The sequence below is a fragment of the Plantibacter sp. LMC-P-059a genome (assembly GCF_030209505.1).
In the GTDB taxonomy this organism is placed as follows: domain Bacteria; phylum Actinomycetota; class Actinomycetes; order Actinomycetales; family Microbacteriaceae; genus Plantibacter.
In genome coordinates this window covers 668,855-692,150 of record NZ_JARVRZ010000001.1, presented here as the reverse complement: position 1 = coordinate 692,150, position 23,296 = coordinate 668,855, and the positions used below count along the sequence as shown (strand labels likewise).

Annotated in this window: 21 protein-coding genes and 2 tRNA genes; 16 read left to right on the top strand and 7 right to left on the bottom strand. The window is 70.1% G+C overall.

Going from position 1 to position 23,296, the window contains the following annotated elements; all coding sequences use genetic code 11:
• Positions 1 to 18: 18 nt before the first annotated feature.
• From QRN27_RS03255 to QRN27_RS03235, 5 genes are all read left to right on the top strand, one after another.
• Positions 19 to 1,182, top strand: coding sequence for a CHAP domain-containing protein (locus QRN27_RS03255; RefSeq protein WP_285040704.1), 1,164 nt, complete (start codon positions 19 to 21; stop codon positions 1,180 to 1,182).
• 424 nt (positions 1,183 to 1,606) lie between these two features.
• Complete coding sequence (locus tag QRN27_RS03250; protein WP_285040703.1) at positions 1,607 to 2,104, top strand: HNH endonuclease; 498 nt, start codon at positions 1,607 to 1,609, stop codon at positions 2,102 to 2,104.
• A gap of 25 nt (positions 2,105 to 2,129) precedes the next feature.
• A tRNA-Arg gene (locus QRN27_RS03245) sits at positions 2,130 to 2,204 on the top strand.
• Between the two features lie 61 nt (positions 2,205 to 2,265).
• Positions 2,266 to 3,108, top strand: a complete 843-nt coding sequence (locus tag QRN27_RS03240) for a LysR family transcriptional regulator (protein WP_285040702.1) — start codon at positions 2,266 to 2,268, stop codon at positions 3,106 to 3,108.
• Between the two features lie 227 nt (positions 3,109 to 3,335).
• Complete coding sequence (locus tag QRN27_RS03235; RefSeq protein ID WP_285040701.1) at positions 3,336 to 3,995, top strand: ScbR family autoregulator-binding transcription factor; 660 nt, start codon at positions 3,336 to 3,338, stop codon at positions 3,993 to 3,995.
• 208 nt (positions 3,996 to 4,203) lie between these two features.
• On the opposite strand, the gene QRN27_RS03230 is transcribed toward QRN27_RS03235, so the two are convergent.
• Both QRN27_RS03230 and QRN27_RS03225 read right to left on the bottom strand, forming a co-directional pair.
• Positions 4,204 to 4,875 (bottom strand): response regulator, encoded by a 672-nt coding sequence (locus tag QRN27_RS03230; RefSeq protein ID WP_285040700.1) that lies wholly within the window; start codon positions 4,873 to 4,875, stop codon positions 4,204 to 4,206.
• Complete coding sequence (locus QRN27_RS03225) at positions 4,875 to 6,611, bottom strand: sensor histidine kinase (protein WP_285040699.1); 1,737 nt, start codon at positions 6,609 to 6,611, stop codon at positions 4,875 to 4,877. The genes QRN27_RS03230 and QRN27_RS03225 overlap by 1 nt, the downstream gene beginning before the upstream one ends.
• Before the next feature lie 228 nt (positions 6,612 to 6,839).
• On the opposite strand from QRN27_RS03225, the gene QRN27_RS03220 reads away from it, so the two are divergent.
• On the top strand, positions 6,840 to 8,264 hold the full coding sequence (locus tag QRN27_RS03220; protein ID WP_056011421.1) for a CitMHS family transporter: 1,425 nt from the start codon (positions 6,840 to 6,842) through the stop codon (positions 8,262 to 8,264).
• Positions 8,265 to 8,300: 36 nt separating this feature from the next.
• Here QRN27_RS03220 and QRN27_RS03215 read toward each other — a convergent pair whose 3' ends face one another.
• The gene (locus QRN27_RS03215) at positions 8,301 to 8,798 is read right to left on the bottom strand and encodes a LysM peptidoglycan-binding domain-containing protein (protein WP_285040698.1); all 498 of its coding nucleotides are present in this window, start codon (positions 8,796 to 8,798) and stop codon (positions 8,301 to 8,303) included.
• A gap of 165 nt (positions 8,799 to 8,963) precedes the next feature.
• Between QRN27_RS03215 and QRN27_RS03210 the strand changes: the two genes are divergently transcribed.
• Positions 8,964 to 9,998: a Gfo/Idh/MocA family protein gene (locus tag QRN27_RS03210; protein WP_285040697.1), complete on the top strand. Its 1,035-nt coding sequence runs from the start codon at positions 8,964 to 8,966 to the stop codon at positions 9,996 to 9,998.
• On the opposite strand, the gene QRN27_RS03205 is transcribed toward QRN27_RS03210, so the two are convergent.
• A complete protein-coding gene (locus tag QRN27_RS03205; protein ID WP_285040696.1) occupies positions 9,961 to 11,163 on the bottom strand; it encodes a glycosyltransferase family 4 protein in 1,203 nt (400 codons plus the stop codon). The genes QRN27_RS03210 and QRN27_RS03205 overlap by 38 nt on opposite strands.
• A gap of 116 nt (positions 11,164 to 11,279) precedes the next feature.
• Here QRN27_RS03205 and QRN27_RS03200 point away from each other — a divergent pair, with 116 nt between their 5' ends.
• The 3 genes from QRN27_RS03200 (at position 11,280) to QRN27_RS03190 (ending at position 16,563) form a co-directional block, all read left to right on the top strand.
• Positions 11,280 to 12,494 carry an ROK family transcriptional regulator gene (locus QRN27_RS03200; RefSeq protein ID WP_194669437.1) on the top strand — a complete coding sequence of 405 codons (1,215 nt, stop codon included), beginning with the start codon at positions 11,280 to 11,282 and terminating at the stop codon, positions 12,492 to 12,494.
• Positions 12,495 to 12,593: 99 nt separating this feature from the next.
• On the top strand, positions 12,594 to 16,331 hold the full coding sequence (locus QRN27_RS03195) for an AAA family ATPase (protein WP_502929462.1): 3,738 nt from the start codon (positions 12,594 to 12,596) through the stop codon (positions 16,329 to 16,331).
• 16 nt (positions 16,332 to 16,347) lie between these two features.
• On the top strand, positions 16,348 to 16,563 hold the full coding sequence (locus tag QRN27_RS03190; RefSeq protein ID WP_285040694.1) for a hypothetical protein: 216 nt from the start codon (positions 16,348 to 16,350) through the stop codon (positions 16,561 to 16,563).
• A gap of 37 nt (positions 16,564 to 16,600) precedes the next feature.
• Here QRN27_RS03190 and mscL read toward each other — a convergent pair whose 3' ends face one another.
• From mscL to QRN27_RS03175, 3 genes are read right to left on the bottom strand one after another with little or no spacing between them, the layout of a single operon-like run.
• Positions 16,601 to 17,047 carry a large conductance mechanosensitive channel protein MscL gene (mscL, locus tag QRN27_RS03185; protein ID WP_056778539.1) on the bottom strand — a complete coding sequence of 149 codons (447 nt, stop codon included), beginning with the start codon at positions 17,045 to 17,047 and terminating at the stop codon, positions 16,601 to 16,603.
• A gap of 51 nt (positions 17,048 to 17,098) precedes the next feature.
• Entirely contained in the window at positions 17,099 to 17,425 is a 327-nt protein-coding gene (locus QRN27_RS03180) for an FmdB family zinc ribbon protein (protein ID WP_285040693.1), read from the bottom strand.
• Positions 17,426 to 17,457: 32 nt separating this feature from the next.
• The gene (locus QRN27_RS03175) at positions 17,458 to 18,057 is read right to left on the bottom strand and encodes a 5-formyltetrahydrofolate cyclo-ligase (protein ID WP_056780934.1); all 600 of its coding nucleotides are present in this window, start codon (positions 18,055 to 18,057) and stop codon (positions 17,458 to 17,460) included.
• Between the two features lie 153 nt (positions 18,058 to 18,210).
• Between QRN27_RS03175 and galU the strand changes: the two genes are divergently transcribed.
• The 6 genes from galU to QRN27_RS03145 all read left to right on the top strand — a co-directional run bounded on the left by galU (position 18,211) and on the right by QRN27_RS03145 (position 23,211).
• Positions 18,211 to 19,104 carry a UTP--glucose-1-phosphate uridylyltransferase GalU gene (gene galU, locus QRN27_RS03170; protein WP_285040692.1) on the top strand — a complete coding sequence of 298 codons (894 nt, stop codon included), beginning with the start codon at positions 18,211 to 18,213 and terminating at the stop codon, positions 19,102 to 19,104.
• Between the two features lie 121 nt (positions 19,105 to 19,225).
• Positions 19,226 to 19,879 carry a GNAT family N-acetyltransferase gene (locus QRN27_RS03165; RefSeq protein WP_285036995.1) on the top strand — a complete coding sequence of 218 codons (654 nt, stop codon included), beginning with the start codon at positions 19,226 to 19,228 and terminating at the stop codon, positions 19,877 to 19,879.
• A 97-nt stretch (positions 19,880 to 19,976) separates the two neighbouring features.
• Positions 19,977 to 21,002, top strand: a complete 1,026-nt coding sequence (locus tag QRN27_RS03160) for a hypothetical protein (RefSeq protein WP_285040691.1) — start codon at positions 19,977 to 19,979, stop codon at positions 21,000 to 21,002.
• A 146-nt stretch (positions 21,003 to 21,148) separates the two neighbouring features.
• Positions 21,149 to 21,763: a hypothetical protein gene (locus QRN27_RS03155; protein WP_056007658.1), complete on the top strand. Its 615-nt coding sequence runs from the start codon at positions 21,149 to 21,151 to the stop codon at positions 21,761 to 21,763.
• A gap of 51 nt (positions 21,764 to 21,814) precedes the next feature.
• Positions 21,815 to 21,891, top strand: a tRNA-Ala gene (locus QRN27_RS03150).
• Between the two features lie 144 nt (positions 21,892 to 22,035).
• Positions 22,036 to 23,211 carry a N(5)-(carboxyethyl)ornithine synthase gene (locus tag QRN27_RS03145; protein WP_285040690.1) on the top strand — a complete coding sequence of 392 codons (1,176 nt, stop codon included), beginning with the start codon at positions 22,036 to 22,038 and terminating at the stop codon, positions 23,209 to 23,211.
• The last annotated feature ends 85 nt before the right edge of the window (positions 23,212 to 23,296 follow it).

Below are 23,296 nucleotides of genomic sequence, written 5' to 3'. Positions count from 1 at the left end.
GGTGCCGGAGGAATCCACGTGACAGCAGCTGGTGCGAGCGGCCCCGAACAGGCCGAGACGACCCCGGACGTCCCCCTCACCCGGAAGCAACTCCGAATCCAGGAGCAGGCCGCGAAGCAAGCGGAGGCGTCCTCCGCCTCGTCCGAGCCCGCCACCACTCCCGTCGACGCCGGTCAGGCCGAGATCGCCGAGCACCCGGAGATCGTCCTCGACGACGCTGTGGTCGAGGAGACCGACTCCACGGACGCGACCGGCGAGATCGACCTCGACGACCGACCGCTGACGAAGCCGTCGGCTCCAGCGGTTGCGGCCCCGCAGTCCTTCACCGTCTCGACCACGCCGAGTTCCCCGCTCGCGACCGTCGCTCCGCTGCGCACCGGCGCCGAGCGCATCGCCCGCAAGTCGAAGCCGACCCCGGCAGCCACCCCGGCGATCGCCGTCCGCAAGCCCAAGCCGACCGGAGCGCGCCCCGGTTCGGTCCGCGGTGTCGCCACGATGGCGTTCCTGGTGCCGGCGTTGCTCGCAACCGTCGCCCTGCCCGCATACGCGGCGAGCAGCAGCGCCCAGACGGAGTACGGGACGTCCGCGTCGGAGCAGCTCAAGACCTCCGGCGCACAGAGCGTCGTCGCCTCCGACAAGGTCGCCGACGCACCGATCTCCCGCGACCTGTACACCGCGACCACCCCGGATGAACTGGCCGAGCGCCAGCGGAAGCTCGACGCCGCAGCCGCCGCCAGCGAAGCCACCTATTCGATCACGGTCGGAGCCCGCCAGGCAGGCGACGACTACCCCTGGTTCGACCAGGCGACCGACGACGAGGGTGGCGGACTGTCGCCGCTGCGCTACTACTACCGCGAGTGCGTGGACTTCGTCGCCTGGCGCCTGAACCGCGATGCGGGTACGCCGAGCGGCAACTGGGCCTTCACCTGGGGCAACGGTCTGCCCCCGAGCAGTGCGTACGGCTGGGCCGACTCCTGGCAGTACAACAAGGGGACGAACGCCATCGCCGGTTCCGTCGCCTGGTTCAACTACAACCACGTAGCCTACGTCCAGTCGGTCAACGCCGACGGAACGGTCACGTTGGAGGAGTACAACTGGGGCTCCGCTCGCCACAGCTACAACACGCGGACCATCGCCGCGAGCGCGGTGGCGCTCTACCTCTACCCACCGGGTGTCGGCTGATCACGACCGCTCGACCTGGACCGCATCCCTCCCTCGGAGGGGTGCGGTCCTTCGTCATGCGCGGACCGACCGCCGTCGAACCTCGGCGCTGGTCGACGAAGAGATGGCGGGCAGAGGAAATCTCTCCGAACCTGCGGAAATCCCGGCGTCGTGGGTTAATCTGGTGCTCTGCAACTCGGAGAGGTTCAGGAGCTGATGCACGCTAGATGCCGCCAGGCGGTCGCGAACGGTCGCGACCTCTATGTGCTGCGTCATTCCAGCCAAGCGTGCCGCGGCTCCGCCGTGGGTCAAGAGGGTGCCGTCATGACGACGGTGCCCTTTTTTGTCGCCCGGAAACGACCCGATCCGACGTCGCAGTGGTTCTGCAGGTCTTGATCGTCGACCGGTCGCGGCAGCCGTCGCGGCCCTTCGGAAGGGAACGTGTATGCGCACACTGGTGTTGAACGCGGGCTACGAGCCGCTCGCGATCGTCTCGTTCAAGCGGGCCCTCGTGCTCGTCATGAGCCACAAGGCGAGCGTCGTCGAGATCGACTCCTCGCACCCCGTCGTTGCATCGAGCGGCTCGTACGATCGCCCGTCGGTCATCATCCTCACCAGATACGTCCGGATCCCGCACGCCCGTCGCGTACCGGTCACCCGACGGGGCGTGCTGCGGCGTGACGGTCATCGCTGTGCGTACTGCGGGAAGGCGGCGACCACGATCGACCACGTGCAGCCGCGGTCGCGCGGGGGCGTCGACAGCTGGGAGAACCTCGTCGCCTGCTGTCTGCGCTGCAACAACGTGAAGGGTGACCGCACCCTGGCGGAGATGAACTGGAGCCTGGGTGTGTCGCCCGGGACGCCGCACGGGTCCCAGTGGATGGTGCGGGGCGTCGAACGTTCGGAGCCCGATTGGGAGCAGTACCTGGCGCCGGCCGCCTGAGCGACCGACTACACTCGACGGGTCAGCCTCTGTAGCTCAATGGAAGAGCAGTTCCGTCCTAAGGAAAGGGTTGGGGGTTCGAGTCCCTCCAGGGGCACCAGCAGGGCGAGGCCGGGCGTCGGCTGTCGGTCACGGCGTCGGGCACGCCGTAGGCTCGAAGCATGACGCACGACCTCAACCGCCAACTCGAACGCGACGCCATCACGCTCCGCCAGCTGCGGTCAGCGGTCGTCGTCGCGGACACGCGGACCCTGGGGGCGGCGGCCAACCTGCTCGGCGTCGCACAGCCGAGTCTCGCCCAGCAGTTGCGGCGACTCGAGGCGGCACTCGGGGTCGAGCTCTTCAATGTGCTCGGCGAGGAGTACCGGCCGACCCGCGAGGGGCAGCGCTTCCTGCTGAAGGCCCGCACCTTCATCGATGTGGTCGCGGACATGGACCCGGCGTCGCCCGCGCGACACATCCGGGTCGGCCGTCCACCCACCACCTGGGACGCGGTGGTGTCCGAGGCCGGACGTCGTATCGACGTGCCGGCCGTCGCCGTGGCGATCGAGCCGGTCGAGCAGCTCCACCTCGTCACCACAGGGCGCCTCGACGCCACCATCGTCCGCCTGCCCATCGACCTGCCCGAGGCGCTCGCCGCCGAGGAGATCGCGGCGCTGCCGCTCGGGGTCGTCATGCGTGCCGCGCACCCGCTGTCCAAGAAGGACGCCATCAACTGGTCCGATCTCGCCGACCAGGAGCTGCTGCGCCCGGAGCCCGGCAAGGACCCCGAGTACTCGGCGTGGCTGGCCGGAGCGCTCGCCGCACGCGGCTGGTACCCGCGGTCGTTGACCATCGACGCGGGCAACGACACCCTGTTCCTCGACGCGCTGCGCTTCGGCGAGCGACTCGTCGCGCTCCGGCCGGTCGCCGCGATGCGTGAGGGCGACGGCCTCTGCTGGCGCCCGTTCGCCGACGCGCCCGAACTCCGGGAGCGGTTCGCGCTCGTCACCCGCCGCGAGTGACGCCGAGGGGCTGACGAGCGGTTCGCCCGCCGACGGTCATGCGCGTCGGTGACGCCGGCCGCGTCCAGTCGACCGGCGGGTGTGCCCTTTCCCTCCGGGACCGGGCGTTCTCGCGGGACAAGTCGGTCGACTTGTTCCGGGATTGCGGCGCATTCGTCACCGACTTCCCAGCTCGGAGTCGCTACGCTGGTGTCTGAATCGGGGGATGACAGAAGCAGGAAACGCACATGCCCGAACGACGACCACAGCAGCAGCGAGGTCATGAACGACGCCAGACCGTCGTCGAAGGTGCCGCGCGCATGTTCGACCGGGTCGGCTATGGACAGGCCAGCCTGTCGGACATCGCCCGCGAGGCGGGGACGACGCAAGGCTCGCTGTACTTCTACTTCCCCTCGAAAGAGGAGCTGGCGCTCGCCGTCATCAACGAGCAGAGCCAGCGCTCCATCGCGGCCCTGACCGCCCCGACCACGGCGACGTCACCGTTCGGTGCGCTCGTGCAGGCCTCGCGGATGATCACCGAGCTGTTGCTCACGGACCCGATCGCGCGGGCGGGGCTCCGCCTGTCGCTCGAGCAGGGCGTGATCCAGGCTCCCACCTCCGATTTCCACGAGCAATGGATCGCGAACGTCGAGCAGCAGGTGCAGGCGTCGATCGACCTCGGAGAGCTGCGCTCCTCGATGGAACCCGCCGATCTCGCCCGGTCGTTCGTGGCGTTCTTCACCGGGACGCAGCTGATCTCGAGCATGCTGACCGGCCGGAGCGATCTGCTGAACGCGGTCGACGCCATGTGGCGCCTGCTCATCACGGCGGTCATCGTCGTGGATCGACAGCCGGAGGTGCTGGCCGTCCTGGATGCGGCCTTCGACCCGCAGGCCACCGAAGCCTGAACGCACGTTAGGGGGTAGCCCTGACGCCCTGGTCGGAACGCGACTCTAGAATCAGTAGGGTGATTAACTCACTTTGCTGATCGTCGTGTGGCGACGGATGGATCACGGACGTGCGGGGGCATGTCGTCATCCATCGGCGGAGAGTTGGTTCACGTGCCGGGCTGGGCGATGTCGTGGGGGGATCGCCCAGCCGCCGGCATGATCCGCCTCAGCGGGAGCGCTCGGCGAGGGCGTAGCGGTGTTCCGGCCGACCGGTCGTGCCGTATCGCAGCTGGGTCGTGAGCAGTCCCCGACCCGCCAGGGCCGACAGGTACCGCTGGGCCGTGGCGCGGGAGACGCCCACCAGCTCCGCGACCTCTGCTGCCGAGCGCTCTCCTTCCACGGCCGACACCGCCTCGAGGACGGCCGTCTCCGTCGCGGACCGCGATCGTGTCGGTGCTGCGGTGTCTCCGGAGTGGAGGATCCGCAGCGCTCGTTCGATCGTCTCCTGGTCGGCGTTGACGGCCTCGCCGAGGACGTTCCGGAAACGGGCGTAGGCCGCGAGTCGGTCCTGCAACAGCTGTGGGGCGAACGGCTTCACGAGATACCCCAGCGCCCCGGATCGCAACGCTCTCCGGATGGATGCGCCGTCCGACGCGGCCGAGACGACGATGGTGTCGACCGGGAGGTCGACGAGGAGGTCGAGGCCGTTCCGGTCGGGGAGGTACCCGTCGAGGAGGACGAGGTCCGGACGCTCCGCGGCGACGCTGCGCGCGGCCTCCGCGGCGGACCCCACGGGTGCGAGCGCGCGGAACCCGTCCAGCTCGTCGACGATCCGGCAGTGGAGACGCGCCACGTGGAAGTCGTCGTCGACGACGAGGACGGTGAGTTCGGTGGGCATCAGTCGTCGCTCCCTTCGGGCGAGATCGGATCGACGGTCCCCGGCAGTCGCGCACAGAACACCGCGCCGTGGCTGCCCGGGACGCCGGGCGATGCGAGCCAGACCTCGCCGCCCCGTCGGCGTGCGATGTCACGGGAGAGGGGGAGACCGAACCCCTGTCCGTGGATCGCGTCCGGATCCTCGCCGGTGGAGTCCACCGGCGGACGTGGCTCGGTCGCCTCCGGGGCGGGGACGATGCCGTCGCCCGAGTCCATCACGGAGCAGTGCAGCTCGGAGCCGTGGTCGAGGACCTCGACTTCGACCCAAGCGGGTCGGGCCGAACCGGCGACGGCGGCCCGGACGGCGTTGTCGAGCAGGTTGCCGAGCACGGTGGTCACGTCCTCAGGATCGCACAGCGACCCCGTGACGAGCGTCTCGGATCCGATGGTCAGGAGCACCCCGCGTTCCGCGGCCTCGACCCCCTTCGCACCGAGGAACGCCTGCAGGTACGGTTCCGTCAGGCGATCGGCATGCTGGACGGGGTACTTCAGCGGTCCGTGGTCGAGCACGTTCGCAAGGTAGTCCCGAGCCTCGTCGTCCTGACCGGTCTCGAGCAGGCCGGAGATCGCGTGCAGGCGGTTCGCGAACTCGTGCCGTTGCGCGCGGAGGGCGGTCGTCATCGTCGCGACGGCGTCGAGTCGCCGGGTGAGCGCCTCGACGTCGGTGCGGTCGCGCACGACGACGACGCGGCCGAGGTCGACGCCGTCCTGCGACACCGTCCGGACGTCGATGAAGAGGACCCGGGAACCGACGACGAGTTGGGTCGGGACCTGCGTCGGTGCGTCGTCCCCGACGAGGGCGAGGAGTCGTTCGGGCAGGTCGAGCTCGTCGAAGCGCCGGCCGATGGTCGCGTCGACGCCGAGCAGCCGCGCCGCCTGTTCGGTGCACACCGTCATGATCCCGCCGGGGGAGACGCCGACGACCCCCTCGCCGACGCCGCCCAACACGGCCGCCTGGTTCTGCACCAGCGCGGCGAGCTCCTCCGGCCCGAGGCCGAGGGTCAAACGCCGCAGACGACGCCGGATGAGCATGGACGCGACCAGGCCGATGGTCAACGCCAGGAGGGCGGCCCCCGCGACCAGCATCGTCTCCCGCGCGACGTCGGCGAAGACCCGCTGCGGGGCGAACCCCACACTGACCTCTCCGACGACCTCCCCGGCGCCCGAGCCGACGACGGCTCCGGCGGTGTCCGTCGATTCCGCCGCGAACACGGGCACCTTGGCGCGCGCGGAAGGACCGAGGGTCCCGGTCTCCCACGACACGGTTTCCCGGCCGGACAGCGCCGCCTCGGCGCTCGTGCTCACCTGGCGTCCGAGTTCGTCGGGATCCGGGTGCGCCAGGCGGATCCCGCGTTCGTCGGTGAGGACCACGAAGAGCGCGCCGGTCCGTGCGCGGACCTCGGCAGCGAGGGCCTGCAGGGACGAGGTCCGCAGCTCGGCGGCCTCAGGCGTCCCCGGGGTGCGCGCCTCGAGGGTCACGGCCGATCGGACGTCCGGGTCGCTCGCGACGCTCTGGGCGATCGCCAACGCCGTCGACTGGGCCTCCTGCACGAGGCGTTCGCTGCTCATCCACGCGTAGACCCCGGTGCACACCACGACGACGGCCGTGACCACGATGAGTTGGAGGACGAGGACCTGCGCCGCGAAGCTCGAGCGTCGGTTGCGCCGTTCCGCCCTCTCCGCTCCATCGCCGGTCATGGCTCCGATGGTACGGCGCTCGCGGAGACGGTGCCGAAAGCGGCCGGATGAGCAGAATGCGCAGAAGTCGACGGAATCGGCAGATCCGCGGCGAACGCCCACAAGCGAGACAGCTCCGTGCCGCTCCCGTACGGTTCCGGGAACACCCGCAGCATCCGGCGCCTCCTGTGCGCCACCGCGACGGGTCACGTCGTGCACACGGCGGTGCACGCAGACGAAGGAGTCGACATGCTGGTCATTCTCGGATTCGCGATGATCCTCACCTTCATGGTGTTGATCATGACGAAGCGCCTCACCCCGATGGTGGCGCTCATCATCGTCCCCACGGTCTTCGGACTGTTCGCGGGTGCCGGCCTCGGTCTCGGCGACATGGTCATCGAGGCCATCGGGAGCCTTGCGCCCACCGCAGCCCTGCTCATGTTCGCGATCATGTACTTCGGGATCATGATCGACGTCGGTCTCTTCGACCCGCTCGTCCGGTTCATCGTCCGCGCCCTCGGCAACGACCCGGCCAAGATCGTCGTCGGCACGGCCCTCCTGGCCGGCGCGGTCTCCCTCGACGGCGACGGATCCACGACCTTCATCGTGACCACGGCGGCGATGCTGCCGATCTACCTGCGCCTCGGGATGAACCCGGTCGTGCTCACCTGTGTCGCCGGGCTCGCGAACGGCACCCTCAACATCGTCCCGTGGGGCGGGCCGACCGTCCGTGCCGCCTCCGCCCTGGGCGTCTCACCGACGGAGATCTTCGTGCCGATGCTCCCTTCGCTGGCCGCCGGTCTGGTCCTCGTCTTCGTCTTCGCCTGGTTCCTCGGACTCGGCGAGCGGAAGCGCCTCGCCGGCGTGGACCTCCTCGGAGCGGACCCGAGGGGGGTCGCAGCGCCGGGCTCCGGCTCGGGACCCGCCGACCACCCGCTTACCGGCGGGATGGCGACCACCTTCTCGACCAGTGCCCGCGGGCGCCTCGCCACCCTGGTGCGCCCGGACGACACCGCGATGGCCGACACGATGCTCGACCCCGACCGCGACACGCTCCGACCGCGGCTCATCTGGGTGAACCTCGTCCTGACCATCGCCGTCATGACCCTGCTGGTCGTCGACCTGATGCCGTTGCCCTACGTCTTCATGGTCGGCACCGCGGTGGCTCTGCTCGTGAACTTCCCGCGGTTGGCCCAGCAGTCGAAGGAGATCGTCGCCCACGCACCGAGCATCGTCGGTGTCGTCTCCATGGTGCTCGCGGCCGGCGTGCTCATCGGCGTGCTCAACGGGACGGGGATGGTCACGGCGATGGCCGACTGGATCGTCGACATCATCCCGAACGAACTCGGCCCGTTCCTCGCCGTCATCACCGGCGTGCTCAGCATCCCGATGACCTTCTTCATGAGCAACGACGCGTTCTACTTCGGCATCCTGCCGGTCCTCGCGGAGAGTGCGTCGACGTTCGGCATCGAACCCGTCGAGATGGCGCGGGCGTCGATCACCGGGCAGCCGGTGCACCTGCAGAGCCCCCTCGTCCCGGCGATCCTCCTGCTCGTCTCGCTGGCGAGCGTGAACCTCGGTGACCACCACAAGAAGGTCCTGTGGCGGGCGGCGATCGTGTCCCTCGTGATGCTCGTGGTGGGCGTGCTCGTCGGCACGATCCCGTTCGGCTGAGCGGCAGTGCCCGACCGGCGCTGGCCGGCCGGGCACTCAGCGCGTGGTCGTCCAGTCGAGGTTGACGATGTCGCCGATGTAGATGTCCAGCCCGAAGCCGGGGATCGAGGGGTTCATCCGGAGCAACTGCTGCTGCGGCAGGTCGAAGCGCTGGGCGATGTCGAAGAACACATCGCCCGCGACCACCGTGTAGCTGATGGGATTGCCGTCGGCGTCCGAGACGACCGGACCGAGCGCCCCGTCGCGAGGTCCGAGGTCGTATGCCGGACCCTCCGGGATCGGCTCCGCCGGTTCCGCCGGGGCGTTCGGGACGATCGGTTGCGGTTCGGGCGGCAGAGCATCGCGCGCCGTCTGGGTCGGCACGGGAGCGACCGAGGGCGACGGGTCCGGCCGCTCCGTGACGACGACGGTGACCGGCGGTGCCGCGGGCGCGGAGACGCAGGCACTCAGCGCAAGGAGCGCGGCGACACCGAGCGCGACTGCCCGGGCACTGCGGACGGCGCGTCGGCGTCCGCTCGATTCGATTGCCCCCACAGTGCTTCCCCCAACAGACGGACCGGGTCCGCGGCGGGATGGCGGACGTGGTCGAATCTTCAGCCTACGGCGCAGCGCGGCCGGAGCGAGCAGGGCTAGCCCCGAACCCGGAGGCCTGGTCGAGGCCCTCCAGTAGGCTGCTGGAACGCGCATCGAAGGAGAGCCATGACGGATCAGCACACCGACCAGCCAGCCCCGGGGAGTGCAGCCGCGGGTTCCTCAGCCGGCCTGCGATGGGGCATCCTCGGCCCCGCAGGCGTCGCGAGGAGCTTCACCGCCGACCTCCGCCGACACGGATTCGACGTCCGGGCCGTCGCCTCGCGGTCGGCGGACACCGCAGCCGCGTTCGCCGCCGAGTTCGACATCCCGAACGTCCACGTCGGGTACGAGGCCCTCGTCGCCGATCCCGAAGTGGACGTCGTCTACATCGCGACCCCGCACCCGTTCCACGCCGAGCAGGCGGTCCTCGCCCTCGACGCCGGGAAGCACGTCCTCATCGAGAAGCCCTTCACGCTCAACGCCGCCGAGGCGCAGGCGGTCGTCGCGCTCGCCGCAGAGCGGGGCCTCGTCGTCCTCGAGGCGATGTGGACCCGGTTCCTCCCGCACATGGTCCGCCTCCGCGAGCTGCTCGCGGACGGTGTGATCGGGCAGCCGCGCAGCCTCGTCGCCGACCACACGCAGCTCCTCTCCGACGACCCCGACCACCGCATGAACAACCTCGAACTGGGCGGCGGAGCCCTGCTCGACCTCGGCGTGTACCCCGTCTCCTTCGCCTCGGCGGTCTTCGGCACCCCGACGTCGATCCAGGCGACCGCCGCCTTGCGCGACACGGGCGCCGACATGCAGGTCGCGACGATCTTCGGCTACGCGGACGGTCAGGTGGCGAACACGCTCTCCGCGAGCAACACCGTGGGCCCGAACCGCGCCGCCATCGTCGGCACCGAAGGATGGATCGAGTTCGATCGGGTGTGGTACACGGCGACGACGTTCCGGGTGTACGACACGAGCGGCGAGGTCGTCGAGACGTACCGCTCCGAGGTCGAGGGCCGCGGCATGCACTTCCAGGCCTGGGAGCTCGAACGGCTCGTCTCCGAAGGGCGTCTCTCCGGCGACCTCTTGCCGCTGGCCGAGACGGTCGCGATCATGGAGACGCTCGACGAGGTCAGGCGTCAGATCGGCGTCCGCTACCCGGACGAATGACGCGGGGGACCGGCGACCGAGGGTCGAGTCCGCCGCGTTGCGTCCGCGCTCCCTGGTGGAGTTCGATGGCGTCGCTGTAGTGGCCGATGAGCGCGCTGCTGACGCTCTTCCAGCTCCGCGGGAGGACGCCGGCCCGGGCCGCGGCACCGAACGCCGTACGCTTCACCTCGTCGCCGACGAGGTCCTGGACGAAGCCGCGCAGCTGTTCGAGCCTGCCCGGCTCGTACAGCCACCCGGTCCGGCTGGAGTCGACGAGGTCCACGGGACCACCGCGCCCGGTCGCGACCACGGGCACGCCTGACGCCATCGCCTCCTGGATCGTCTGGCAGAAGGTCTCCGACTCGCCGGGATGGACGAAGACGTCGAGTCCCGCCATCGCGACCGCGAGCTCCTCGCCGCCGAGGAACCCGGTGAAGACCGCGTCGGGGAGTCGCTGTTCGAGTGCTGCGCGGAGCGGTCCCTCGCCGACTACGACCAGTTTCACGCCAGGGAGGCCGCCGAGGACCGCGAGGTCGGCGACCTGCTTCTCCGCGGCCAGCCGCCCGACGTATCCGACGATCCGCTCACCGTTCGGCGCGACGGACCGACGCCAGGCCTCACTGCGACGCTCCGGCGAGAAGCGGACCGCGTCGACACCGCGGACCCAGAGGCGGACCCGGGGGATCGCGTGCGCCTCCAGCTGCGCGATCGACTGGCGCGAGGGCGCGAGGGTGATCGTCGCCTTCCCGTGGAGGCGTTCGACGTGCTGCCAGAGCAGTGACTCGGCCACCGGGAACCCGTACCGTCCGGCATACGCGGGGATGTCGGTCTGGTAGACCGCGACCGTGGGGATGCCGAGTCGCTCGGCCGCCTGCACCCCGCGCCACCCCAGCACGAACGGGGAGGCCAGGTGGACGACGTCCGGCCGGAAGCCGCGCAGCAGTTCGGCGATCCGGCCGACACCACCAGCGGCCACCCGCACGTTCCGATAGCGGGGGAGCGGGATCGACGGCACGCCGTCCACCCGGAACCCCTCGTGGTGGCTCGGCGTCGAGGCGCCGGCCCCCGGGGCGACGACGAGCACCTCGTCACCGCGGTCCGCGAAGTGCTCCATGATGCGGAGCAGGGAGTGGGTGACGCCGTTCATCTGCGGCAGGAACGACTCGGTCACGATTGCGATCCTCACACCCACGATGCTCCGCGCCCGACCGGTCCCGGAGGTGCCCGAGAGGAGACGCGGCGGTGACCATCGGGTGACATCGCGGTGCCGCACGATGAAGCGCAGCCTGCTTTACTTATCGCATGACTGCAGGCGGATTCGGACACGGCGGCGGGATCGCGTCGGAGCGCATCGAGTCCTTCCCCTACACACCTGCCCGGCGGTTGCGGCCGAACGCCAAGGTGCTGCCGGAGCACGCCCGCGGCCACAACCGCGCGCTCGTCCTCCAGACGCTCTTCGCGAGCGGCGCCATGAGCCGTGCCGACATCGCGCGCGCCACCGGCCTCACGCGGGTGAGCATCTCCGACCTGGTCGCCTCGCTCATCGCCGACAACCTCATCGTCGAGGTCGGGTTGCGGGAGACCGCACGCCCGGGCAAACCCGCCACCCTCATCGACATCAACCGGGCCGAGTTCCAGATCGTCGGCCTCGACCTCTCCGACACCGAGCTGTTCCGCGGTGCCGTCCTCACGCTCGACGGTGACATCGTGACGATGCTGCAGGTGCCCCTCGACGGTGCGACGGGCGAGGCCGCGATCGCGAAGGCTGTGGCGCTCGCCGCCGACCTCGTCGACGAGGCGACGGTGGAGGTTCTCGGTCTCGGCGTCGGTTCGCCGGGCGTCGTGGACATCACCGGCACGGTGCGCAGTGCCCCGAACCTCGGCTGGACGGACGTGGACCTCCAGGGGGCGATCGAGCAGGTCGCCCAGGTCCCGGTCCTCGTCGCGAACGACGCCAACGCGGCGGTGCTCGCGGAGTACAGCTTCGGTGGGGCAGACGGCGACCTCATGCTCGTGAGCGTCGGCAACGGTGTCGGTGCCGGGTTGCTCGTCGGCGGCCACCCGCTGTTCGGCAGCCGGTTCGCGGCCGGCGAGATCGGTCACGTGGTCGTCGGTACCGACGGTGGCCCCCTCTGCGCCTGCGGGAAGCGCGGGTGCCTCGAAGCCTGGCTCGCCGTCCCGCACCTCCGGCAGCTGCTCGACGAGGTCGACGGGAGTGGCCTGCCGGTCGCGGAGGTCGAACGGCGCCGCGACGAGATCCTGCGGGCCGCCGGGGAACGCCTCGGTATCTCGCTCGCGGCCATCGTCGGTGCCCTGAACCTCTCGGAGATCGTCGTGAGCGGCCCGGAGGAGCTGCTCGGCGGCGTGCTGCTGGACGCCGCGATCGAGACCGTCCGGGCACGCACCATGACCGAGTTCCACGGCGGCGTCCGGATCCGGATGAGCGAGCAGGGCTCGGACATCGTGCTGCGCGGGACCGCGGTGATGGTGCTCTCCGGCCTCCTCGGCGTCTCCTGACGGACGCCGGCCGCGCGCGTCGCACATTTCCTGGACGGACTCGACGAAAAACCGCACTGCTTCCCGGCGTTTCGCCTACCTGGCACGTATGGTGCAAGGGTGTGGCGGCTAGAGAAGAGACGGGATGACGGCGACGTGACGTCCGGAGTCGAGCGGGAAGCAGCGGAGTCGCAACTCCGCGAGGGTCCCGTCGCGGCATCGGCGGGCGTGGTCGACACGGCGCTGAACGCTTGGCGTCAGCAGCTCAGCACGGTCGGCGGACCCTCGCCCCTGCTGCACTTCGTCGATGCTCCGACGACCCGGGTCGAACTGAGTTCCACCCACCCCGGAGGCCTGCCGCAGTTCATCTCGGGGAAGTCGACGCTGCTGTCGAACCTCATCCGAGACGAGATCGCCCTCCGCGGAGCGAAGCGTGCCGCCGACCGCATCACCACCAAGGGCATCGAGCTCGCGACCGTCCGCGGCATCGACGCCGTGCACCTCGCCGTCGGTCTGGCCCAGTGGACGCACCAGGGTGAGGACTTCAGCGCCCCGGTCCTCCTGCGGCCGCTCGCCATCCGTCGATACGGCCGCGACTTCGAGGTCAAACTCCGCGGCACCACGACGGCGAACCCTGAGCTCGTCCGCGCGCTCCGTGAGCAGTTCGGCATCGTCCTCGACCCGGACGAGTTCGTCGCCCTGAGCGAGTCCGGCGGCGTCTTCAAGCCGCAGCCCGTGATCGACCGCCTCCGCTCGCTCGCCGCGGGGCTCGAGTGGTTCACGGTCCAGCCCCGGCTGCTCGTCTCGTCCTTCGCCGCGGTCGGTCACTCCCTGCTCGACGACGCCGCGAAGCTCGACCACCCGATCCTCGACGCCGTCGCCGGCGACGAGGGTGCGGTCGGCCTCGTGCGCAGCAGCTTCACCCCGGTGGACGCGCCCGGCCAGGACGACCGCCCGCCGTCGACCGACACCCTGCTGCTCGACGCCGACGTGGAGCAGGAGAACGTCATCGCGCAGATCGGCGCCGGCAACTCGCTCGTCGTCACCACGCTCCCGGGCACCGGCGGCACCCAGACGATCGTGAACGCCATCGGCGTACTCGCTTCCCAGCACAAGCGCGTCCTCGTGGTGAGCCCTCGCCGCTCCACCCTCGAGGGCATCCGCCACCGCCTGACGAAGGTCGGGCTCCCTGGCCTCTGCGCGTCGCCGTCGACCCTCCGCCGCGACCTCATCCAGGCGATCACGCGGAACGAGCGCGCGATCCCGCCGCAGGTGGGGGAGGTCGACGACGCCCTCGTGCGTCTGCGTCGGGTCCTCATCGACTACCGCACCTCGCTGCAGGCGAAGGACCCGGACCTCCGGGTCTCCGTCATCGACGCCCTCGAGGCGCTCTCCAAGCTCTCGAAGCTGCCGAACCCGCCCGGGACCCTCGTCCGCCTCGACCGCCAGACGCTCGTGGGGCTCGCCGCCGGTCGTTCCCGTGCGGCCGAAGCGCTCGAAGGTGCAGCCGCCCTCGGTGAGTTCCGATACGGCCCCGGCGACTCGCCGTGGTACGGCGCCTCGTTCGACACGACCGCCGAGGCCCAGGAGACGCACGAGCTCGCCAAGCGCCTGCACCGCAAGGACCTCCCGCAGCTGCTCGAGCGCGCCTACGGGCTCATCGGCCAGACGCAGATGCGTCCCTTCGAGTCGATCGACGAACTCGGCATCTACCTCCGACTCCTCGCCGACATCCGCGAGACGCTCGACCGCTTCCAGCCCGACGTCTTCGACCGCTCGCTCGCCGACCTCATCGTCGCGACGAGCCCGCGGAAGGACTCGACGGCCATGTCCTCGGCCAGCCGCCGTCGTCTCAAGGCGCTCGCCAAGGAGTACCTGCGACCCGGTGCCCACGTGCCGGACATGAACGCCGCGCTCCGCCGGATCCAGCAGCAACGCACCCTCTGGCAGCGCTACGTGACGACCGGCGCGCCGCCGGAGGTGCCGCTCGGCATCGCGGACGTCGAGCAGACGTACGCCATGGTCGCGGGGAAGCTCGAACTCGTCGACCAGCCGCTCGGCATCGCCGACACCCCTGACCGCCTCGGACGCCTGGCCATCCCGAGCCTCGTCCGGACGATCTCCGAACTCGCGGCCGAATCCGAGGTCCTGCACAACCTCCAGGAGCGCACCGCGATCCTCGCCGGTCTGCGTGAGCAGGGCCTCGGCGAGCTCATCATCGACCTGTCCCAGCGGCACGTGCCCCGGACGCGCCTCGCCGATGAGCTCGAACTCGCCTGGTGGCAGTCGTTGCTCGAACTCGTCCTCACCGAGGACCGCGGTCTGCTCGGTGCGAACACGAGTGTCGTCGAGCGCCTCGAGTCCGACTTCCGCCTCGTGGACGAAGCGCACGCCTCCGCCTCCGGGCAGCTGCTCGCCTCGCTGCTCGCCGACACCTGGAAGATCGGCCTCGTCGACCACGCGACCGAGGGCATGGCCCTCCGTTCGCTCCTGAAGCGCGACCGACCGCTTCGAGCCGCCGAGCTCGAGCAGGCGGCTCCCACGCTCTCTCGTGTCCTCGCGCCGGTCTGGCTCGTCTCGCCGTATGAGGTGCCGCGGATCCCCGAGAGCGCGTCCTTCGACGCCGTCTTCCTCGTCGACGCCGGCGCCACCCTCCTCGCCGAGAACGTGGACGCCATCCGTCGCGCTCGCCAGGTCGTCGCGTTCGGCGACCCGGTCACGCAGAGCCCGTCCCCGTTCGAGATCCGTCTGACGGATCAGGAGGCGACGCCGGAGCCGCACGCCGACCTCGCCGAACTGCACCGCGAGTCCGCACTCGAGCAGCTGAGCTCCGTCCTCCCGACCCTCATGCTGACGCGGTCCTACCGTGCCGGTGGCGAGGACCTCGCGGAACTCGTCAACGAGCGCTTCTACGGCGGCCAGATCGACTCCCTCCCGTGGGCGGGCTCGTTCCTCGGCCACGGCAGCCTGAGCCTCGACTACGTGCCCGGTGGACTCGGCATGCCCGACCCCGTCACCGGCGCCGTGGAGAGCGTCGACGTCGAGGTCGAACGGGTCGTCGAACTCGTCCTCGAGCACGCGTCGAACCGTCCACGCGAGTCGCTCATGGTGGTCACGGCGAGTGACAAGCACGCGGTGCGCGTCCAGCAGGCCGTCCTCGCCGCCTTCGCGCGTCGTGCCGACCTCTCCGACTTCCTCCTCCGCGAGCGCGCGGAGCCCTTCACCGTCCTGACGCTCGAGCAGTCCGTCGCCGAGAGTCGCGATCGCGTCATCTTCTCGATCGGATACGGGCTGACGCCGCACGGTCGGGTCCTGTCGGACTTCGGCGCGCTGGGCCAGCCCGGTGGCGACCGCTTGCTCGCGGTCGGTATGACGCGCGCCCGACGGTCCATGGTGATCGTCTCCTGCGTGCGTCCCGAGGACCTCGATCAGAACCGGATCCAGCACGGCATCCTCGCTCTCGCCCGCATCCTCACCGACACGTCACGACGTGCTTCCGAGGACCAGGCGACGCACGAGGCCGAGCCGATGCTCGTCGATCTCGCCACCCGTCTGGAGACGCTCGGGATGCGGGTCGACATGGGCTACCGCGGCAAGCTCGCGCTCGTCGCCTCATGGGGTGGCCGCGCCGTCGTCGTCGAGTGCGACGAGGAACTGGGTGACGCAAGTCTCCGCGAGTCGCTGCGGCTCCGCCCCGACGTCCTGCGCCGCCTCGGCTGGCACTACGTGCGGGTGCACAGCTTCGACCTGTTCGCCGACGCGGAGGCGGTCGCGCAGCGTGTCGCCGGCGTGCTCGGACTCACGACGACGGAACACCTCGACACCGCGCCGATCGCCGTGCAGGTGCCACGCCACTGATGGTCGGACGCTGATCATGCAGGACGATCAGGAGCCGCGGATCGTCCGCCCCAGAGGGTCGAGGCGCGCGATCCGTCCCGGTGCTCCCGGGACGGATCCTGCACCGCAGCTCCCGGCCGGCCCGGTGAAGGCGAGCGAGGACACCGACGAGGCCTGGGGTGGCTCCACGAAACCCGCCGGTGGCGGCGGGAACGACGCCGAGCTGCAACGCAACGTCCCGCCCCACTGGTGAGCGGGACGGGACGTGGACAGGAGTTGCAGGCTGCGGGCTAGCGGCCGTCGGTCGTGTCGTCGCGTGCGGGCGGCAGCGGTGCGCTCGTGCCCGTCTTCAGGACGTCGCGGATCTCGGTGAGCAGGGACAGCTCGCTCGGAGCCGCCGCCTCGTCCGCGATCGTCGGCTTCGTCGTGACGCGCTTGAAGTGATTCATCGGCAGCACGATGACGAAGTAGACGACGGCGGCGATGAGCACGAACTGGATCGCCGCACCGAGGAAGGCGCCGAACTGCAGGTCGGCGGTCTGCCCGTCCAGCGTCGGGATCTTGACGACGAACGCGTCCTTCAGGCTCTCGGCCTTGAAGAGTGCCCCGAGCAGCGGGTTGAAGATGTTCTCGACGAGCGAGTTGACGATCGCGGTGAATGCGGCCCCGATCACGACGGCCACGGCCAGGTCGATCACGTTGCCACGGAGGATGAACTCCTTGAAGCCTTTGAGCATGGGGTCTCCCTGATGATCGGGGATGGAACGGACGCTCGCTACGCTACCGGCTCAGGACGAGCTGCTCCCAGCCGAAGCCGGAGCCGGGCTCGACGTCGAGGACGTGCCGGAGGAACCCTTGGCGTCGGACGAAGAGGACGTCGACGAGCTCTCCGAGCTGCCCGAGGAGGCGGGGATGGAACTCGAGCCCTTCCCGGCACCGGCCCGGGAGTCCGTGCGGTAGAAGCCGGACCCGTTGAAGGTCACGCCGACCGCGCTGAAGAGCTTCCGCAGCTTGCCCGAGCAGGCCGGGCACTCGGTGAGCGAGTCGTCGGTGAACGCCTGCTGGATGTCGAAGGCATTGCCGCACTCGGTGCAGCGGTACGCGTAGGTGGGCACGGGGTCTCCTGGGATGTGGTGGGTCGTCGCGCTCAGCGGCGCGGTCGGACCTGGTCGAAGTCGATGATGCGGCTCGGCGTGACCGCACCGCCGACGGGCTCGTCGTGGATCTCGCTCGGGACCTCGTCGAGGATCTCGGTGTCGTAGAGGACCGCGTAGACGGGTGGGCAGCGCTCCATCGAACCGAGCGTCTTGTCGAAGTAGCCACGACCCCAGCCCATCCGCATGCCACTGCCGTCGACGGCCGCTGCCGGCACGAGGATCAGGTCGACGTCGTTGATGGCTATTGGACCGAGCGTGGTGCCGACGACCTCCGGTGTGCCGGCGAAGCCGACCGTCTCGATGCCGTCCTCGCCGATCGTCCAGTCGAGGAGTCCGTCGGTGCGGGTCACGGGGAAGAGGATGCGGATGCCGGCCTCCTGGGCCCACTGGAGGAACGGACGGGTGTCCGGTTCGCTCGGTGAGGCGAGGTAACAGGCAAGCGAGGTCGCGCCGAGGCGGGAGACGAGCGCTCTGAGGTTGTCGGTCAGCCCGGTCGTCGACCGCTCCTTCTCGAGCGAGGTGAGCAGCTCACGCCGCTCACGGAGCTCGGCGCGGAGCGCTCGTTTCTCGTGCTCTGCGGGGCTCGTCATGGGTCCCATTCTAAACGGCTCGCCGTCGCCGTCGGCTCGTTGCGCGACGACCTACCGGACAACGGCCGCGTCGTCCAGGGGTTGAGGGGATTTCACCCCCGTTCGAGGCCGTCTTCGACGACTTCCCCGGCTCCACACGATAGGTTTTCCCCTATGACCACTCGAGTTACCAAAGCAGTCATCCCCGCAGCAGGTCTCGGCACCCGGTTCCTCCCGGCCACCAAGGCGCTGCCCAAGGAGATGCTCCCCGTCGTCGACAAGCCGGCCATCCAGTACGTCGTCGAGGAGGCCGTCAGCGCCGGCCTGGCCGACGTCCTCATGATCATCGGCCGGAACAAGAACGCGCTCGCGAACCACTTCGACCGCGTGACGGAACTCGAGCTCAACCTCGCCAAGAAGGGCGACACCCAGCGCCTCGAGAAGGTCAACGAGTCCAACGAACTCGCCGACATCCACTTCCTCCGCCAGGGCGACCCGAAGGGGCTCGGCCACGCCGTCCTCCGCGCCAAGCGCCACGTCGGGAACGAGCCCTTCGCGGTGCTCCTCGGCGATGACCTGATCGACGCGCGCGACATCCTCCTCGAGCGCATGCTCGACGAGCAGGACAAGCGGAACGCGACGATCATCGCCCTCATGGAGGTCGACCCCGATTCCATCCACCTCTACGGCGCAGCCGCCGTCGAGGCCACCGACGACGCCGACGTCGTGCGGGTCACCGGCCTGGTCGAGAAGCCCGCCAAGGAGGACGCCCCGTCCAACCTCGCGATCATCGGACGCTACGTGCTGAAGCCCGAGGTGTTCGAGATCCTCGAGCGCACCGAGCCGGGCAAGGGCGGCGAGATCCAGCTCACAGACGCGTTGCAGGAGATGGCCTCGGACGTCGAGGGCACCGGCGGTGTCTACGGCGTGATCTTCCGCGGCCGTCGTTACGACACGGGTGACCGTCTCGACTACATCAAGGCGATCGTGCAGCTCGCGGTCGACCGCGAGGACCTCGGTCCCGAGCTGCGGCCGTGGCTCAAGGACTTCGCCGGCGACCTCGACTGAGGACCGCCGACGACGCACGACGCGCCCCGGGTCCGCGAAAGCGGGCGTCGGGGCGCGGCTGCGTCAGTGACTCGGGGAGTGCTCCGCTAGGCTCGCCACAGGACGCGAGAGGGGTGGCAAGGTGGTGCAGGTCGTACCCGTTCTGAGCAGCGGGCGAGTGAGCATCCGGCCCATCAAGGTCCGCGATGCGAGGCCGCTCGAGCGCGAGCTGGCGGAGAACCGCGCCTGGTTGCGCCGGTGGGAGGCCACGAGTCCGTACGGCCCCGTCCCGGCCGACAGTCGTGCGGCGATCCGGTCGCTGCAGAACCACGCACGTTCCGGTGCCGGTCTCCCGTTCGTCATCGAGGTCGACGGCGAGTTCGCCGGCCAGCTCAACGTCTCCGGCATCACCTACGGCTCCCTGGCGTCCGCATCGATCGGGTACTGGGTGTCGCAGCGCTTCGCGGGCCTCGGCGCCACGCCCATCGCCACGGCTTTGGCGACGGACCACTGCTTCACCGCCCTGCAGCTCCACCGTCTGGAGATCTGCATCCGCCCGGAGAACGCACCGAGCCTCCGCGTGGTCGAGAAGCTGGGCTTCCGCTACGAGGGACTCCGGCGTCGGTTCATCCACATCGACGGTGACTGGCGCGACCACTTCTGCTTCGCGCTCGTGCGCGAGGAGGTCCCCGGTGGTGTCCTGAACCGGTGGTTGGACGGCCAGGTCCCCAAGGACGCCTGTGTGATCCCCGAGTCGGACCGCATCGCCGCGTCCGTGCCCTTCCCCGGGCGTTGACCCCGCTCCACCCCACATCGGTCGGTTTGGACATCCATCCGCGGACACACCCCGCCGGTGATCGGTCAACGAGTGTCCACCCGCTACGGTCATGAACATGGACGGCGGATTCCTGAGCGGTGGGGTGATCATTCTGGTCGCGGCGATGCTGTGGCTGGTGTACCTGGTGCCCTCATGGGTGCGTGACAGTCAGTTCTCCGCCAGTGAGCGGAACGCGATCCGACTCCAGCAGACGCTCCGTGTGCTGGCCGAGACCGCCGAGGTGCCGGAGGCCGTCCGCCTCGAGGCCACCTCGCGCGAGGTCGCAGCCCAGCGGAAGCTGCTGAAGCAGCTCGAAGCCAGGACCAAGGCGACGGCGGAAGCCGCGGCGCGGGTCGAACTCGCCGAAGCCGACCGCATCCGGCGAGAGGAAGAGGCGAAGGCCGTGCAGGCCGAGGCCGCCGCTCGTGCCGCGGAGGACGCTCGTCGTGCAGCCGCCGCCGCAGCCCGAGCCGTCCAGCGCAACGCGCGGGCCGCGAAGCTCGCGAGGAGCCGACGTCGTTCGAGGCTGCTCGCCACCACCGTGCTCGTCGCGTCCATCATCGGGTTCTGCTCCGGTGTCACCTCCTTCCTGGCCGGTGGGGGCCTCGTGCTCGGTGTCGCGTCCACCGTCGTCGGGCTGCTGGCCCTGTCCGCCCTCTCGCGTATGTCGCGCATCGCCCACCGTGCCGTCGCGCCGGTGCCGGCGGTCGCGGTGACAACCAGGCGGGTCGAGTCGGCGCTCTTCGAGTACAACGAACCCGTCAAGGCTGCCTCGCAGGCCCAGACGTGGACCCCGACGGCCATCCCCAAGCCGCTGCACCTTTCAGAGGGCTCGTCCGCCGCAGCCGAGCTGGCGAAGGCCGACGCGTACGACCGGCTCCGCCAGGCCGCCATGCAGGAGGCCATCGCCTCGCGCGCCGAGCGACTCGCTCCGGCCATGCCGACGATCGTCCGTCGCCCGGAGCCCGTGGCCGCCCCGCAGCCCGAGCGGGTCGAGCCACAGCCGGCTCCGAGCCGGTTCGCCGCCATGGGCGTCGTCGACGAGGGTGAGATCGCCGCCGGTGGCTCCACGCTCCTGCAGCGTCGCCGCGCTGCCGGCTGACCGACGGCCCTCGGCTCCGGTCGTTCATGAACCGGTCACCCGCTCCGGATAGACTCGTGGAGGGGGTTCGTCGATCCAGTCTCGTCGGCGCCCTGGAACGCGAAAGGTGACCGATGGGCGTGTGGCGCAAAGGCCGGCGGAAGCCGATGAAGCCCTACGTCGCGCCTCCCGAGGTCGCTCCGCCGCCGGTCGAGCACGCGGTCGAGGAAGGCCTGCTGATCGCCCGCTCATGGACGGTGGTCGAGGTCACGAACTGGATCATCGAGCGAGCGCTCCGCGATGGCGCCTCCTACGACGCCGAGGCGACGCAGGCCGCCGTCCGCCGGGAGCTCGGGCGCATGGCGGACGAGCAGGAGGAGTACGCCGACCTGGCGCGGGAGGCCCGCCAGACGGCGTTCCAGCGTCGGGGGAGCGCCCGCCACCAGCACGACTACCGCGCGGGCGATCTGAGCGCGCTGTCGCGTCGTCGCGAGGTCTACTCGGGGCTCGCGGCAGAACTCCGTCGGGTGAGCCAGGATGAGGCCTTCGTCGCGGCGATCGCGGAGTCCGCTCGCGAGCGCGCCTGGGGCGATCTGGAGCGCGCCATCCAGGCGAAACTCGACCGGGTGCTCGACGAACCGGTCGTCGACGAGCACTACCGACGTGCGAGGAGTCAGCGGCTCCGGTGGTTCCGCGACCTCGACCTCGCGGCGCTCATCGCCGCCAATCCACAGGACGGCGGCATGCCGGTCGACGACGGCCCGAACCCCTACGAGGACTAGCTCCGCCGGTTCGAAACGGGTCGCGCGGTCTGCTAGCCTGGACGAGTAGTTGGGCCCATGGCGCAGTCCGGTAGCGCACCTCGTTCGCATCGAGGGGGTCAGGGGTTCGAATCCCCTTGGGTCCACCAACACGACGACAGCCCCGCACCTCACGGTGTGGGGCTGTCGTGTTCCCGGGCCGCGCGCGTGCCCCCGAGCGTCCCCTCCGCGCTGCGTCCTGTACGGTCAGGGGCACGGCGCCGCCTCGGCACCCGTGAACGGGACGAGCAGTCATGCCAGCAGGATCCGAACCGACCGTGCAGCACGACAGCGTCCTCGGGGTGGTCGCCACCTCGCTGAAGCCCGACGAACGGCGTGTCCCGATCCACCCGGCGCACTTCGAACGCATCCCGGAGGAGTTCCGGTCCCGGATCGTCGTCGAGCACGGGTACGGCGCCCGATTCGGCGTCTCCGACGAGGAGATCGCACCGTACGTCCGCGCGTTCGCGACGCGCGCCGAGGTCCTCGCGAAGGCCGACGTCGTCCTCCTCCCGAAGCCGCAGCTCGAGGACGTCCAGCAACTGCGCGACGGGCAGACGCTCTGGGGCTGGCCGCACTGCGTCCAGGACACCCCGCTCACCCAGCTCGCGATCGACAAACGGCTCACCCTCATCGCCTTCGAGGCGATGAACCACTGGGCCGCCGACGGCAGCTTCGGACTGCACGTCTTCCACAAGAACAACGAACTCGCGGGCTACAGCTCGGTGATCCACGCCCTGGAGCTCTGCGGCTCGACGGGCAGCTACGGTCGGCGCCTCACCGCCGTCGTCATCGGCTTCGGCGCGACCGCCCGAGGCGCGGTGACCGCGCTCAACGCCCACGGGATCCATGACGTGCGGGTGCTCACGAACCGACGGGTGGCTGCGGTCGCATCGCCCATCCACTCCGCCCGCATGATCCAGTTCGACCACGACGACGGCCCCTACCTCAGCGAGGTCATCACCGACGAGGGCCGCGTCCCGCTCGCCCCGTTCCTGGCGGAGAGCGACATCGTCGTGAACTGCACCCTGCAGGACCCGAATGCCCCGCTGCTGTACCTGCGCGAGGACGACCTGGGCGCCTTCCGTCCCGGCAGCCTCATCGTGGACGTCTCCTGCGATGAGGGGATGGCCTTCGAGTGGGCCCGGACGACCGGGTTCGACGACCCGATGTTCACCGTCGGACGGGGCGAGATCAACTACTACGCCGTCGACCACAGCCCCTCGCTCCTCTGGAACTCGTCGAGCTGGGAGAACAGCGAAGCGCTCCTGCCGTTCCTGCCCGTCGTGCTCGCCGGGCCCGCGGCCTGGGCCGACAGCCTGACCGTCGACCGCGCCGTCGAGATCCAGGACGGTGTCATCCGGAACGAGGCCATCGCCGAGTTCCAGCATCGGACGATGGAGTACCCGCACCCGATCCTCTCGGCCTGAGAGGTTCGTGGCAGGCCGCACAAGCGGTCGATCCCGGCGGACGAGCGCCCCTACGCTTGACGCTTGCGCGCTGCAGGAGCAGGGT

Excerpts from the sequence above, each read along its gene's own strand:
- QRN27_RS03225 (WP_285040699.1), bottom strand. The coding sequence starts at position 6,611 with ATGACCGGCGATGGAGCGGAGAGGGCGGAACGGCGCAACCGACGCTCG.
- QRN27_RS03240 (WP_285040702.1), top strand. The coding sequence starts at position 2,266 with ATGACGCACGACCTCAACCGCCAACTCGAACGCGACGCCATCACGCTC.
- mscL (WP_056778539.1), bottom strand. The coding sequence starts at position 17,047 with ATGCTCAAAGGCTTCAAGGAGTTCATCCTCCGTGGCAACGTGATCGAC.
- QRN27_RS03230 (WP_285040700.1), bottom strand. The coding sequence starts at position 4,875 with ATGCCCACCGAACTCACCGTCCTCGTCGTCGACGACGACTTCCACGTG.
- galU (WP_285040692.1), top strand. The coding sequence starts at position 18,211 with ATGACCACTCGAGTTACCAAAGCAGTCATCCCCGCAGCAGGTCTCGGC.
- QRN27_RS03250 (WP_285040703.1), top strand. The coding sequence starts at position 1,607 with ATGCGCACACTGGTGTTGAACGCGGGCTACGAGCCGCTCGCGATCGTC.
- QRN27_RS03210 (WP_285040697.1), top strand. The coding sequence starts at position 8,964 with ATGACGGATCAGCACACCGACCAGCCAGCCCCGGGGAGTGCAGCCGCG.
- QRN27_RS03220 (WP_056011421.1), top strand. The coding sequence starts at position 6,840 with ATGCTGGTCATTCTCGGATTCGCGATGATCCTCACCTTCATGGTGTTG.
- QRN27_RS03235 (WP_285040701.1), top strand. The coding sequence starts at position 3,336 with ATGCCCGAACGACGACCACAGCAGCAGCGAGGTCATGAACGACGCCAG.
- QRN27_RS03200 (WP_194669437.1), top strand. The coding sequence starts at position 11,280 with ATGACTGCAGGCGGATTCGGACACGGCGGCGGGATCGCGTCGGAGCGC.
- QRN27_RS03160 (WP_285040691.1), top strand. The coding sequence starts at position 19,977 with ATGGACGGCGGATTCCTGAGCGGTGGGGTGATCATTCTGGTCGCGGCG.
- QRN27_RS03190 (WP_285040694.1), top strand. The coding sequence starts at position 16,348 with ATGCAGGACGATCAGGAGCCGCGGATCGTCCGCCCCAGAGGGTCGAGG.
- QRN27_RS03155 (WP_056007658.1), top strand. The coding sequence starts at position 21,149 with ATGAAGCCCTACGTCGCGCCTCCCGAGGTCGCTCCGCCGCCGGTCGAG.
- QRN27_RS03145 (WP_285040690.1), top strand. The coding sequence starts at position 22,036 with ATGCCAGCAGGATCCGAACCGACCGTGCAGCACGACAGCGTCCTCGGG.
- QRN27_RS03175 (WP_056780934.1), bottom strand. The coding sequence starts at position 18,057 with ATGACGAGCCCCGCAGAGCACGAGAAACGAGCGCTCCGCGCCGAGCTC.